The organism is Pseudomonas sp. PDM03, assembly GCF_014852385.1.
GTDB classification, from domain to species: Bacteria; Pseudomonadota; Gammaproteobacteria; order Pseudomonadales; family Pseudomonadaceae; genus Aquipseudomonas; species Aquipseudomonas migulae.
Genome location: NZ_JACVBM010000003.1, coordinates 202,585 through 216,115, shown reverse-complemented (window position 1 = coordinate 216,115; position 13,531 = coordinate 202,585). Strand labels below are relative to the sequence as shown.

The following is a 13,531-nucleotide window of genomic DNA, read 5'->3' as shown; positions in this document are numbered from 1 at the left end:
GCGGGATTCGCGGAGGTGTGAACGAGGGAGTGTCAGGCGGGATGAATGTAACTTTTCAGGGCGCAGAAACGAAAAGTGCACACATAAATGGCACCTAAGGTGACATTCGTGTGTACACATTTACTGGACCGGTCACGAAAACCTGTAGGAGCCGGCTTGCTGGCGATAGCAGTGTGTCAGTCGATGGAGGTTTTGACTGGTACGCCGCCATCGTCGGAACGCCGCCCGCAGCAAGCCGGCTCCTACAGGGAATTCGTCAGGCCTGTATGGGATCAGGCTTTTGACTTGCTGATGATATTCCCCGCATGCAACCCGCATTCTTTCTGCGTCGCTTCTTCCCACCACCAGCGACCTTCACGCTCGTGCTGGTTCGGCAGCACCGGGCGGGTGCACGGTTCGCAGCCGATACTGATGAAGCCGCGTTCATGCAGGCTGTTGTACGGCAGCTCGAGCATGCGGATGTAGCCCCAGATCTCTTCGCTGGTCATTTGCGCCAACGGATTGAATTTGTACAGGGTGCGTTCCGGGGTGGAGAAGGCGGTGTCGATTTCCAGCACCGCAACGGCGCTGCGGGTGCCAGGGCTCTGGTCCCGACGCTGGCCGGTGGCCCAGGCGGTCACGCCCGAGAGTTTACGGCGCAGCGGCTCGATCTTGCGGATACCGCAGCACTCGCCATGGCCGTCCTTGTAGAAACTGAACAGGCCTTTTTCCTTCACGAACGGTTCGAGTTTCGTGTAGTCCGGCGACACTAGCTCGATGTCGATCTTGTAGTGCTCGCGCACTTGATCGATGAAGCGGTAGGTCTCGGGGTGCAGGCGGCCGGTGTCGAGGCTGAACACTTTGACGTTCTTGTTCAGCTTCCAGGCCATGTCTACCAGCACCACGTCTTCGGCGCCGCTGAAAGATATCCACAGGTCATCGCCGAACTCGGCAAACGCGAGTTTCAGGATGTCCTGGGCGGATTTGTTGGCATAGGTCGTGGCGAGTTCCACGACATCGAACGATGGGCTCATCAGGGCGGCTTCCTACAGGTCGGTGGCGCTGGGCGCTCTATATGGCCTTGATGGTAACAAAATCCTGCAACCACTGGCGCGCCCTCTGCGTTGCGCAGGTCAGTGCGAGTCGCTAGAGTTCGGCAGTCCTTTTGCTCGCTCGACTCAATAATCAATACAAATGGGAGTGTCTTGTGGAAATTGCCTGTCTGGATCTTGAAGGTGTGCTGGTCCCGGAAATCTGGATCGCCTTCGCCGAAAAAACCGGAATCGAATCCCTCAGGGCCACCACTCGGGATATTCCCGACTACGACGTGCTGATGAAGCAGCGCCTGCGGATTCTCGATGAGCATGGCCTGAAACTCACCGACATCCAGGAAGTGATCGCCACGCTCAAGCCGCTGGACGGCGCCATCGAGTTCGTCAACTGGCTGCGTGAGCGCTTTCAGGTGGTGATTCTGTCGGACACGTTCTACGAGTTCTCCCAACCGCTGATGCGCCAACTGGGTTTCCCTACCTTGCTCTGCCATCGTCTGATTACCGACGATGCCGGGCGGGTGACCAGCTATCAGTTACGTCAGAAAGATCCGAAACGTCAGTCGGTTCTGGCGTTCAAGAGTCTTTATTATCGGGTGATTGCGGCGGGGGATTCCTACAACGACACCACGATGCTGGGCGAGGCGGATGCGGGGATTCTGTTCCATGCGCCGGATAACGTGATTCGCGAGTTCCCGCAATTCCCTGCGGTGCATACGTTTGAGGATTTGAAGCAGGAGTTCATCAAGGCTTCGAATCGGGCGTTGAGTTTGTAGGCGTTTTCTAGGACGCCTTCGCGGGCAAGCCTCGCTCCTACAGCGACCGGTGATCACCTGTAGGAGCGAGCGGGCGGCGATCCGACTTGCCCGCGAAGCTTTCAAAGGTTTTGCAGGGTATCGAGCAACACCTTCACCTTGGTGATCGACTCCTGATACTCGGCCTGCCACTGCGAATCCGCAACGATCCCGCCACCACCCCAGCAACACACCTGCCCATCCTTGACCAGCAAGCTGCGAATCGCGATTGAACTGTCCATCTCGCCGCGCACATCCAGATACAGCAACGAACCGCAGTACAAACCGCGTCGGGTCGGCTCCAGTTCATCAATGATCTGCATCGCGCGAATCTTCGGCGCGCCGGTAATCGAACCGCCGGGGAAGCTGCCAGCGATCAGGTCCAGTGCATCCCGGTCATCTGCCAGTTCGCCGGTCACGCTGCTCACCAGGTGATGCACATTCGGATAGCTTTCGAGACTGAACAACTCCGGCACCCGAACCGAGCCAATGCGGCACGTACGGCCAAGGTCATTGCGCAGCAGGTCGACGATCATCAGGTTTTCTGCGCGATCCTTGGGGCTGGCCATCAGTTCGGCGGCGTTCGCCGCATCTTCCGCTGCGTTCTGGCCACGAGGGCGAGTGCCCTTGATCGGGCGGGTCTCCACGTGGCGGTCGCTGACTTTGACGAAGCGCTCCGGCGACAGGCTCAGCACCGCGCCACCGTCGGGCAGGCGCTGGAAACCGGAGAATGGCGTCGGGCACGCCGCACGCAACGCGCAGTACGCGGCCCACGGATCACCTTGGCACTCGGCGCGGAAGCGTTGGGCAAAGTTGACCTGATAGCAGTCGCCCGCCTGAATGTATTGCTGAATACGTTCTATCGCCTGGCGATAGTCATCAGCGCTCAGGTCGGCGCTCATCGGTGCCTTGAGCTTGAACGATTCGAACGTTTCAGCCACGGGATGACTGAACAGCGTGATCAGGCGTTGACGTTCGCTGTCGATCAGCGACGGGTGGAACACCAGCTGACTGGTCATCCGTTGGTGATCGCTGATCAGTGCCCAGTCGTAGAGCCCGAAACGCGCATCCGGCAATTGCAGATCGTCCTGTGCCTGGCTCGGCAGGTTTTCCAGATGGCGGCCGAAATCGTAGCTCAGGTAGCCGATCAGGCCACCGGCGAAGGGCAGGTCAGGTGCCAGCGTCGCCTCACCGAGTCGTGTCAGATTGTCGCGAAGGCGTTGCAGGAAATCGCCACCGCTTTCGTCAGGCATTACCGCCAGTTGTTCCAATGGCCAGGCACTGAGCAGGTCATAACGCCCGCGATCAGCCGTTGGCCGGCCACTGTCGAGCAGCACGGCGCCGGGGGCATGACGGATCGCCGCGAAGTACTCGGCGGGGTTGGCGCGATAGGGCAGCGGATGTACGGAACAGGTCAGCATGGGCGGGGCAGATCAGCCATCGAGGCGGGGTGGCGATTGTAGTCCCCTCGGGGAATTGCTCCTAGAGGGGATGTAGGGGATTGGCAGATTGGGGGCAGGGTCAAGAGCTGTGGTGGCCGACGGTCAGCCATCGCGAGCAGGCTCGCTCCCACATGGGATCGCATACTCCTGGGGGAGCGAGCCTGCTCGCGATGGGCGCGACTCGGTCCCGGATCAACCCTCAACCGCAGGAATATGCCCGAACATCTCCTGCACAAACGCCATGCGTTCCTCGACAGTCTCGGTAATCCCGCGTGCTTTCAATTCTTCCAGCCGTGCCTCGACCGCATGGGTGCGCAACGTCAGGCCGCAATCGTTGGCGATCTGGATGTTCAACCCCGGCCGGGCATTCAGCTCAAGAATCAGCGGGCCTTTCTCCTGGTCCAGCACCATGTCGACCCCGATGTAACCCAGTCCGCACAGCTCGTAACAGCCGGCCGCGAGTTTCATGAAGCCGTCCCAGTAGGGCAGTTGCACACCGTCCACCGCGTTGGTGGTGTCCGGGTGCTTGGCGATGATGTTGTTCAGCCAGGTGCCGCGCAGGGTCAGGCCAGTGGCGAGGTCGACGCCGACGCCGATGGCGCCCTGGTGAAGGTTGGCCTTGCCGCCGGACTGGCGCGTCGGCAAGCGCAACATGGCCATGACCGGATAGCCCATCAACACGATGATGCGAATGTCCGGCACGCCTTCGTAGCTGATGCTTTTGAAGATCTGGTCGGGGATCACGCGGTATTCGATCAGCGCACGGTCACGGTGGCCGCCCAGCGAATACAGGCCGGTGAGGATGCTGGAGACATGGTGCTCGATTTCCTCATGACTGATGATCTTGCCGGACACCGTGCGGTAACGCCCCTCGAAGCGGTCGGCAATGACAATGATGCCGTCGCCACCGGCGCCCTGGGCCGGTTTGATCACGAAATCGCTGCGCCCGCCGATGATTTCGTCGAGGTTGTCGATTTCCTTCTCGGTGGAAATCACGCCATACAGTTCCGGCACATGAATGCCGGCGGCGATGGCGCGCTCCTTGGTGATGATCTTGTCATCGACAATCGGGTACAGGCTGCGCTTGTTGTACTTGAGTACGTAGTCCGCGTTGCGCCGATTGATCCCCATGATGCCCCGGGCTTCCAGGGCTTTCCAGGTCTTCCAGAAGCCGAACATCAGGCGTCAGCCTTCTTCAGGAAAGCCTTGAAACGCACCAGTTCGGTCAGGCGATAGCCGCGATAACGGCCCATAGCCAGCATGAAGCCCACCAGGATCAGCAGGATCGCCGGGAAGGTGAACACGAAGTAAACCAGCTCCGGCACGCTCATGATCAGGTGCGCCAGGGACGCAGCGAACAACGTGCCGATGGCCACTTTCATCGCATGCCCGGAGCCGCGTTCTTCCCAGGTGATCGACAGGCGTTCGATGGTCATGGTCAGAATCACCATCGGGAACAGCGCCACGGACAACCCGCGTTCCAGGCCCAGCTTGTGGCTGAACAGGCTGATCGCCGCGATCAGCACCACGACGAAGGTCAGCACCACCGACAACCTCGGCAGCATTTGCAGCTTCAGGTGTTCAAGGTAGGAGCGCAGCGACAGCCCCAGCGCGGTGATGATGGTGAACAGCACGATGCCAAACCCGAGCTGGGTTTCGCGGAAGGCGAGGGCGATCAGCACCGGGGTGAAGGTGCCGAGGGTCTGCAGGCCGATCAGGTTGCGCAGGATCAGGATCACCAGCACGCCGATCGGGATCATCACCATGATCATGAAAGTCTGCTGGGTTTGCAGCGGCAGGCCGTACAGCGAGTATTCGAGGAAATTGGCGTCGGTGTTTTCGTCGGTCAGCTTGGCCAGGCGAATGGCGTTCATTTCGCTGTTGTTCATGCTGAAGGTGACAGTGGCCTTCTTGCCGCCATCGACGGTGATCAGGTTTTCGTCGCCGGTCCACCACAACAGGCGGTCGGTCGGCAGGCCTTGTTCGCCGGTTTCCGGGTTGAAGTACAGCCAGTCGGTGCCGTTGAAGCTGCGCAGCCAGAGCTCCGGGGTTTGCGGCTGGTCGGCCACGAGGCGGATGGTGTGGACCTTTTCCACCGGCACGTGGGCGATGGACAGGACCAGTTCAACGATTTTGGCCTTGTGCCCGCTGGACGGATCGCCGCCCAGCAACAGTTTCACGTTGTCGTCGTTGACGTTGTTGACCCGCTTGATCGCTTCGCCGATGAAGGTTTCGACGTCAGCCGAGTGCTGGCGGATCGGCGCGAGCAAGGCTTCAGCGGCAACTTTTTCCGCGCCTTCGACGGCGATGCTGTCGCGGAAGGTCGGGCCTTTGACCTTGGATTTTTCACCGGTGTAGCGCTTGGTCAGCACCAGGCGGTAATAAAGGGTCTGGTTGCCTTTGGCCCGACGTGCCGACCAAGTCACCTTGCGGTTGCCGTCGATACGGTTCACGGCCACGCCATAATTATTGGAGATGAAGCTTTCGTTGAGGCTGACGAAATCACGGCTCAGCGGTGGCACGAACATCTGGATCTTGACCGGGTCTTTGGCACTGGCGACGAACTCGACCTTGGCGTCGATGTTCCACAAGTCGTCGGTGGCGTCTTCGGTCACGGGAATGCCGAGCACGAAGATCTGATAGGCCGTAACTGAAATGCCCAGCACCACCAGGATGGCGATCAGCATTTTCAGATGGAGGGTAAGAGAGCGCATTGGAATTACTCTGCGGTATGAGCGTCGGTGGCGCAGGCGGGTTTGCCAGCAGCGTATTTAAGACTGGGGTCGACCAGCGCATCAAAGCGCTTGAGCGCTTCGGAGCCGATCAGGAGCGGGTATTGGAAAGCGCTGCGGTCGGTAAGGTTCACTTCGATACTGCGTAACGCCGAGCCCATGCAGATATCCAGCTCGATCACCGGACGGGCGGTGTACTTCTTGCCTTCTTCCGGATCGTAGTCGCCGGCACGACGCTTGATCTTGCTGACGCGGGCCAGTGGTCGTTCGATCGGGTGCGAGTGCGCTGCGTCGATCGCCAGATAGAAGCGCACCCAGGACTCGCCATTGCGTTTGAAGCGTTTGATGTCGCGGGCACTCAGGGAGGCGGTTTTCGCCCCGGTGTCGAGTTTGGCCGCGACTTCCAGATTGATGCCGTCCAGCGAGGCGTACTCGTTGAGGCCGTACACGGTTTTTTCCCCCGCCGCGGCGACACCGGGCAGGCAAAGCAGATAAAGGAAGGTGGGGAAGGGCTTGAGTCTCATAAATCCTGGTGCGCAGCGGTCCGTGTTTCGATTCAAGGCCCTGGCATCGCTGCGCAAGCTCCCTCGTATGCCTATCAACTATTTGTGACAGTTCGTGCAGATGTCACAAACAAATGCGGGCGGCATTCTAGCACGGTGGTTTTATGGCGCCAGCGCTGGGGCCTTGGGTTTGGTGTTTGGGTGATGGGGGGGATATCCGTTATTTGGGTGATGGCGGGGATTGGTTTCGCCCTTACGGCGAGTCACTTGGAAAAGCCCCAAGTAACCAAGGGCTCTTGCCCCTTTCGTTCGGTGCCTCGCTAAGGCTCGGCATGCCCTCGCTCCGGTCCTGCTCCGTGGGCCCGCCGCCATCGGCCATCCATGGCCGGGGGCGGCTAACCCGGCATCCATGCCGGGTTGCCCACTGCGCAGAACCTCCACTCGGCCTCTCGAGGGGGCGACTACCGCCACAGCCGCCGAGGCGGCCTGAAAGCCGACCTGGCTCATTTTGCGTACGCGTTCTGTTTCACTGCTGCGGCCACTTATTCCGGATATGTACACCGATCCCGTGTAGGAGCCGGCTTGCTGGCGATGGCGTCTGTTCAGGCGATAAATGCGTCGACTGATACACCGCTATCGTCGGAACGCCGCCCGCAGCAAGCCGGCTCCTACACGGGATTGGGTTCACACGGTTTGAAATTGTAGGAGCTGGCTTACCGGCGATGGACGCCAACGATAACGCGGGCTGTCTGAATGAACGCGTCGCCCAGACGTTTTTCGCGGGCAAGCCTCGCTCCTACAGGTAATCGCGTTTGCTTTCGCTTTTTCACCACTCATCAGGCCGAGCGTTAGCTCGCCTTCAGCTTTTGATCTGAGCGCCCCCTCGAGAGGCCGAGCGCAGGTTCTGCGCAGTGGGCAACCCGGCAAGGATGCCGGGTTAGCCACCCCCGGCCATGGATGGCCGATGGCGGCGGGCCCACGGAGCAGGACCGGAGCGAGGGCATGCCGAGCATTAGCGAGGTACCGAACGAAAGGGGCAAGAGCCCTTTGGTTACTTTGGGGCTTTTCGAAAGTGACTCGCTGTAAAAGCGAAACCATTAGCCGCCGTTACCGAAGAAACGGATATGTACACCCCCAAAAAACCAACCGCCTGACACAAAGCCTTCGCGAGCAAGCTTCGCTCCTACAAAAAGCAGATAGGTTATTAGACGATTGTCGACAATACCCATTTATCCTTTGACTATTACCCCGCTATTCGCTAGTTTTTGCCGCATCAGCTTACAAGGTGTCGACAATATGCTGGATCAACTCGATCCCCCAGTCATAGCCCAAGACGATTCGGAAACACTTTCCGAGAACGTCTTCCGGCGCATTCAGGCGGCCATCGTCAAAGGCGAGATCGCCCCTGGCAGCAAGATCTCCGAACCGGAACTGGCGCGCACCTACGGCATCAGCCGCGGCCCGCTGCGCGAAGCGATCCACCGTCTGGAAGGCCAGCGCCTGCTGGTTCGCGTGCCGCACGTCGGCGCACGAGTGGTTTCCCTGAGCCATGCCGAGCTGCTGGAACTCTACGAAATCCGCGAATCCCTCGAAGGCATGGCCTGTCGCCTGGCCGCCGAACGCATGACCGTCGAAGAAATCGACGAACTGCGCCGGGTCCTCGAAACCCACGAGCGCGACGCCGCGTTTCAGGCCGGTGTCGGCTACTACCAGCAGGAAGGCGATTTCGACTTCCACTACCGAATCATCCAGGGCAGCGGCAACCGCACCCTGACGCAGATGCTCTGCGGCGAGCTTTATCAACTGGTGCGCATGTACCGCATCCAGTTTTCCACCACGCCCAATCGCCCGCGCCAGGCCTTTGCCGAGCACCACCGGATTCTCGATGCCATCGCCGACCGTGACGGTGAACTGGCCGAGTTGTTGATGCGCCGTCACATCGGCGCCTCCAAACGCAATATCGCCCGTCACTACCAGGACGGCGCTAACCCGACAGCCACTGAACGAGGTGAGTCATGAGTTCCAACAAGAGCACTCCAGGCCAGCGTTTCCGCGATGCGGTCGCCAGCGAACATCCGCTGCAAGTGGTCGGCGCGATCAACGCCAACCACGCGTTGCTGGCCAAGCGCGCCGGTTTCAAGGCTATTTACCTGTCGGGCGGCGGCGTCGCTGCCGGCTCCCTCGGCGTGCCGGACCTGGGCATCACCGGCCTGGACGACGTGCTGACCGACGTACGCCGCATCACCGACGTCTGCGACCTGCCGCTGCTGGTGGACGTGGACACCGGTTTCGGTTCCTCGGCGTTCAACGTCGCCCGTACCGTCAAGTCGATGATCAAGTTTGGCGCGGCGGCGATTCACATCGAAGACCAGGTTGGCGCCAAGCGCTGCGGTCACCGCCCTAATAAAGAAATCGTCTCGCAGCAGGAAATGGTCGACCGCATCAAGGCCGCTGTTGATGCGCGCACCGATGACAGCTTCGTGATCATGGCTCGCACCGACGCCCTGGCCGTTGAAGGCCTGGAATCCGCACTGGATCGCGCTGCAGCGTGCATCGAGGCCGGCGCCGACATGATCTTCCCGGAAGCCATCACCGAGCTGGAGATGTACAAGCTGTTCGCCAGCCGTGTGAAAGCGCCGATCCTGGCCAACATCACCGAATTCGGCGCGACGCCGCTGTACACCACCGAGCAGTTGGCCGGTGCCGATGTGTCGCTGGTGCTATACCCATTGTCCGCGTTCCGCGCCATGAACAAGGCCGCGGAAAACGTCTACACCGCGATCCGCCGCGACGGTACGCAACAGAACGTGATCGACACCATGCAGACGCGCATGGAGCTTTACGATCGCATCGACTACCACACGTTCGAGCAGAAGCTCGATGCGTTGTTCGCCGCGAAGAAGTAATGAACACCCTGTACCTGTAAATGTAGGAGCGAGCCTGCTCGCGATGGGCGCCAACGATAACGCGGGGCTCCTGACACACCGTGGTGTCAGAGCTTGCATCGCGAGCAGGCTCGCTCCTACAGGTTTCCCTAATAAATTCAAGATTGGAGACAGCAATGGCCGAAGCAAAAGTACTCAGTGGCGCCGGGCTCCGTGGCCAGGTTGCCGGGCAAACCGCACTGTCCACCGTGGGCCAGTCGGGCGCAGGCCTGACCTATCGCGGCTACGACGTTCGCGAACTGGCGGCTGACGCCCAATTCGAAGAAGTGGCCTACCTGCTGCTGTACGGCGAACTGCCGACCCAGGCGCAACTCGCCGCTTACGTAAGCAAACTCGGCAAGCTGCGCGACCTGCCGCAAGCGCTGAAAGAAGTGCTGGAACGCATCCCCGCCGACGCCCACCCGATGGACGTGATGCGCACCGGTTGCTCGTTCCTGGGCAACATCGAGCCGGAGAAGGATTTCTCCGAGCAGCATGACAAAACCGACCGCCTGCTGGCCGCGTTCCCGGCGATCATGTGCTACTGGTATCGCTTCAGTCACGACGGCAAACGCATCAGTTGCGTGAGCGACGAGCCCTCCATCGGCGGCCACTTCCTGCACCTGCTGCATGACAAGAAACCGAGCGAGCTGCACGTCAAAGTGATGAACGTTTCGCTGATCCTCTACGCGGAACACGAATTCAACGCCTCGACCTTCACCGCTCGGGTGTGTGCATCGACCCTGTCCGACCTGTTCTCCTGCATCACCGCCGCCATCGGTTCCCTGCGCGGTCCGCTGCACGGCGGCGCCAACGAAGCGGCGATGGAAATGATCGAGCGCTTCAAATCGCCGGAAGAGGCGATCAAAGGCACCCTCGGCATGCTCGAGCGCAAGGACAAGATCATGGGCTTCGGCCACGCGATCTATAAGGACAACGATCCGCGCAACGAGGTGATCAAGGGTTGGTCGAAAAAACTCGCTGAAGAGGTGGGTGACACTGTCTTGTTCCCGGTTTCCGAAGCCATCGACAAAACCATGTGGGAGCAGAAGAAACTGTTCCCCAACGCCGATTTCTACCATGCGTCGACGTACCACTTCATGGGCATCCCGACCAAGTTGTTCACGCCGATTTTCGTCTGCTCGCGCCTGACCGGCTGGGCGGCGCATGTGTTCGAACAGCGTGCCAACAACCGCATCATCCGCCCGAGCGCCGAATACACCGGCGTCGAACAGCGCAAGTTCGTGCCAATCGAACAACGCTGAATGGTGGGGGCCAGCACCGGGATCTGAATTCAACTCAGATCCCTGTGGGAGTGAGCCTGCTCGCGATAGCGGTGGGTCAATCGGCATCAATGTCGGATATGACTCAGTCATCGCGAGCAGGCCCGCTCCCACAGTGGATTGTGTTGATTTTGAAACTGGTGCCGCCCCGCCTTTTGTTATTACCGTGACCGAGTCCTGACGATGAACACTGAATTCCGTAAACCGCTGCCCGGCAGCCATCTGGATTATTTCGACGTCCGTGCGGCAGTCGAAGCCATCCAGCCCGGCGCCTACGACACTCTGCCGTACACCTCCCGCGTGCTGGCGGAAAACCTGGTGCGTCGCTGCGACCCGGCCACGCTCACCGAATCCCTGAAGCAATTCATCGAGCGCAAACGCGACCTCGATTTCCCATGGTTCCCGGCTCGCGTGGTGTGCCACGACATCCTCGGCCAGACCGCATTGGTCGACCTCGCCGGCCTGCGTGACGCCATCGCTTTACAAGGTGGCGACCCGGCGCAAGTGAACCCGGTGGTGCCGACGCAATTGATCGTCGATCACTCGCTGGCCGTCGAGCGCGGTGGCTTCGATCCACAGGCGTTCGAGAAGAACCGCGCCATCGAAGACCGTCGCAACGAAGACCGTTTTCACTTCATCAATTGGACCAAGAAGGCCTTCAAGAACGTTGACGTGATCCCACCGGGCAACGGGATCATGCACCAGATCAACCTGGAGAAAATGTCTCCGGTGATTCAGGTGCGTGACGGCGTCGCGTTCCCCGACACCTGCGTCGGCACTGACAGCCATACCCCGCACGTCGATGCGCTGGGCGTGATCGCCATCGGCGTCGGTGGCCTCGAAGCGGAAAGCGTGATGCTCGGCCGCGCATCGTGGATGCGCCTGCCGGAAAGCGTCGGCGTCGAACTGACCGGCAAGCTGCAACCAGGCATCACCGCCACCGACATGGTGCTGGCGCTGACCGAGTTCCTGCGCAAGCAAAAAGTCGTCGGCGCGTGGCTGGAATTCTTCGGCGAAGGCGCTTCCGCGCTGACCCTCGGCGACCGCGCAACCATCTCCAACATGGCCCCGGAATACGGCGCCACGGCGGCGATGTTCTACATCGACCAGCAGACCATCGACTACCTGAAACTCACTGGCCGCGAAGACGAGCAGGTGCAGTTGGTCGAGAACTACGCCAAGACCACGGGCCTGTGGGCCGACAACCTGAAGGGCGCGCAATATGAGCGCGGCTTGACCTTCAACCTGTCCTCGGTGGTGCGCAACATGGCCGGCCCGAGCAACCCGCACGCCCGCGTCGCCACCTCCGATCTGGCGGCTCAAGGTATCTCCGGCCAGTGGGACGATGTGCCCGGCCAGATGCCGGACGGCGCGGTGATCATCGCCGCCATCACCAGCTGCACCAACACCAGCAACCCGCGCAACGTGATCGCTGCCGGCCTGCTGGCGCGCAACGCCAACAAGCTCGGGTTGACCCGCAAACCGTGGGTCAAATCGTCCCTGGCACCGGGCTCGAAAACCGTGGCCTTGTACCTCGATGAAGCGGGCCTGACTGACGAGCTGGAACAACTCGGTTTCGGCGTCGTAGCTTTCGCTTGCACCACCTGCAACGGCATGTCCGGTGCGCTCGACCCGATGATCCAGCAAGAGATCATCGACCGCGACCTGTACGCCACGGCCGTGCTCTCCGGCAACCGCAACTTCGACGGCCGGATTCACCCGTACGCCAAGCAAGCATTCCTCGCTTCGCCGCCGTTGGTAGTCGCGTACGCCATCGCCGGCACCATCCGTTTCGACATCGAAAAAGATGTGCTGGGCCTGGATGCGAACGGCAAGGAAATCCGCCTGAAAGACATCTGGCCAAGCGATGAAGAAATCGATGCGGTGGTGAAAGCGTCGGTGAAGCCGGAGCAGTTCCGTCAGGTCTACATTCCGATGTTCGCCATCCACGAAGACACCGGCCCGAAAGTGGCACCGCTGTACGACTGGCGCGAGATGAGCACCTACATCCGCCGTCCGCCGTACTGGGAAGGTGCGCTGGCCGGCGCGCGTCCGCTCAAGGGCATGCGCCCGCTGGCGGTGCTGCCGGACAACATCACCACCGATCACCTGTCGCCGTCGAACGCGATCATGCTCGACAGCGCCGCCGGCGAATACCTGGCGAAAATGGGCTTGCCGGAAGAGGACTTCAACTCCTACGCCACGCACCGCGGTGACCACCTGACCGCGCAACGCGCCACCTTCGCCAACCCGAAACTGTTCAACGAAATGGTCCAGGAAAACGGCAAGGTCAAGCAGGGTTCGCTGGCCCGCGTCGAGCCGGAAGGCAAGGTCATGCGCATGTGGGAAGCCATCGAAACCTACATGGAGCGCAAGCAGCCGCTGATCATCATTGCCGGTGCCGACTACGGTCAGGGTTCGTCCCGCGACTGGGCGGCCAAAGGCGTGCGTCTGGCCGGTGTGGAAGCGATTGCCGCCGAAGGTTTCGAGCGCATCCACCGCACCAACCTGGTGGGCATGGGCGTGTTGCCGCTGGAGTTCAAGCCGGGCACCAACCGTCACACCCTGGCCATCGACGGCAGCGAAACCTACGACGTGATCGGTGAGCGTACGCCGCGTGCCGAGCTGACACTGGTGATCCATCGCAAGAACGGTGAGCGCGTCGAGGTGCCAGTCACCTGCCGTCTCGACACCGCCGAAGAGGTGTCGATCTACGAGGCCGGTGGCGTGCTGCAACGCTTCGCCCAGGACTTCCTCGAAGAATCGGCCGTCGCCGTCTAAAACACGCTGTGCGGGCACGGAGTTTCAGATTCCGTGTCCGCTTT

General features: G+C 60.7%; 10 protein-coding genes. 5 read left to right on the top strand and 5 right to left on the bottom strand.

Going from position 1 to position 13,531, the window contains the following annotated elements; translation table 11 throughout:
* Positions 1-272: 272 nt before the first annotated feature.
* The gene (locus IB254_RS07790) at positions 273-1,013 is read right to left on the bottom strand and encodes a phosphoadenylyl-sulfate reductase (protein WP_008042297.1); all 741 of its coding nucleotides are present in this window, start codon (positions 1,011-1,013) and stop codon (positions 273-275) included.
* A gap of 173 nt (positions 1,014-1,186) precedes the next feature.
* Here IB254_RS07790 and thrH point away from each other — a divergent pair, with 173 nt between their 5' ends.
* Positions 1,187-1,804, top strand: a complete 618-nt coding sequence (gene thrH, locus IB254_RS07785; protein ID WP_008027341.1) for a bifunctional phosphoserine phosphatase/homoserine phosphotransferase ThrH — start codon at positions 1,187-1,189, stop codon at positions 1,802-1,804.
* A gap of 101 nt (positions 1,805-1,905) precedes the next feature.
* On the opposite strand, the gene pabB is transcribed toward thrH, so the two are convergent.
* The 4 genes from pabB to IB254_RS07765 form a co-directional block, all read right to left on the bottom strand.
* Positions 1,906-3,243 (bottom strand): aminodeoxychorismate synthase component I, encoded by a 1,338-nt coding sequence (gene pabB / locus IB254_RS07780; RefSeq protein WP_192416928.1) that lies wholly within the window; start codon positions 3,241-3,243, stop codon positions 1,906-1,908.
* 213 nt (positions 3,244-3,456) lie between these two features.
* Positions 3,457-4,443: an alpha-L-glutamate ligase-like protein gene (locus tag IB254_RS07775; RefSeq protein ID WP_008027343.1), complete on the bottom strand. Its 987-nt coding sequence runs from the start codon at positions 4,441-4,443 to the stop codon at positions 3,457-3,459.
* Positions 4,443-5,978, bottom strand: a complete 1,536-nt coding sequence (locus tag IB254_RS07770) for an inactive transglutaminase family protein (RefSeq protein WP_008042311.1) — start codon at positions 5,976-5,978, stop codon at positions 4,443-4,445. The genes IB254_RS07775 and IB254_RS07770 overlap by 1 nt, the downstream gene beginning before the upstream one ends.
* A 5-nt stretch (positions 5,979-5,983) precedes the next feature.
* Positions 5,984-6,520, bottom strand: coding sequence for an ATP-dependent zinc protease (locus tag IB254_RS07765; RefSeq protein WP_008042313.1), 537 nt, complete (start codon positions 6,518-6,520; stop codon positions 5,984-5,986).
* A gap of 1,278 nt (positions 6,521-7,798) precedes the next feature.
* Here IB254_RS07765 and IB254_RS07760 point away from each other — a divergent pair.
* The 4 genes from IB254_RS07760 (at position 7,799) to acnD (ending at position 13,487) form a co-directional block, all read left to right on the top strand.
* A complete protein-coding gene (locus tag IB254_RS07760; RefSeq protein ID WP_177318157.1) occupies positions 7,799-8,518 on the top strand; it encodes a GntR family transcriptional regulator in 720 nt (239 codons plus the stop codon).
* Positions 8,515-9,405: a methylisocitrate lyase gene (gene prpB, locus IB254_RS07755; protein ID WP_008027432.1), complete on the top strand. Its 891-nt coding sequence runs from the start codon at positions 8,515-8,517 to the stop codon at positions 9,403-9,405. Before IB254_RS07760 ends, prpB begins: the two co-directional genes overlap by 4 nt.
* Before the next feature lie 155 nt (positions 9,406-9,560).
* Positions 9,561-10,688: a 2-methylcitrate synthase gene (prpC, locus tag IB254_RS07750; protein WP_008027431.1), complete on the top strand. Its 1,128-nt coding sequence runs from the start codon at positions 9,561-9,563 to the stop codon at positions 10,686-10,688.
* A gap of 201 nt (positions 10,689-10,889) precedes the next feature.
* A complete protein-coding gene (gene acnD, locus IB254_RS07745) occupies positions 10,890-13,487 on the top strand; it encodes a Fe/S-dependent 2-methylisocitrate dehydratase AcnD (RefSeq protein ID WP_192416927.1) in 2,598 nt (865 codons plus the stop codon).
* Positions 13,488-13,531 lie beyond the last annotated feature (44 nt).

Coding starts and splice junctions, on each gene's coding strand:
- IB254_RS07790 (WP_008042297.1), bottom strand. CDS start 1,013: ATGAGCCCATCGTTCGATGTCGTGGAACTCGCCACGACCTATGCCAAC.
- pabB (WP_192416928.1), bottom strand. CDS start 3,243: ATGCTGACCTGTTCCGTACATCCGCTGCCCTATCGCGCCAACCCCGCC.
- IB254_RS07775 (WP_008027343.1), bottom strand. CDS start 4,443: ATGTTCGGCTTCTGGAAGACCTGGAAAGCCCTGGAAGCCCGGGGCATC.
- IB254_RS07770 (WP_008042311.1), bottom strand. CDS start 5,978: ATGCGCTCTCTTACCCTCCATCTGAAAATGCTGATCGCCATCCTGGTG.
- IB254_RS07765 (WP_008042313.1), bottom strand. CDS start 6,520: ATGAGACTCAAGCCCTTCCCCACCTTCCTTTATCTGCTTTGCCTGCCC.
- prpB (WP_008027432.1), top strand. CDS start 8,515: ATGAGTTCCAACAAGAGCACTCCAGGCCAGCGTTTCCGCGATGCGGTC.
- prpC (WP_008027431.1), top strand. CDS start 9,561: ATGGCCGAAGCAAAAGTACTCAGTGGCGCCGGGCTCCGTGGCCAGGTT.
- acnD (WP_192416927.1), top strand. CDS start 10,890: ATGAACACTGAATTCCGTAAACCGCTGCCCGGCAGCCATCTGGATTAT.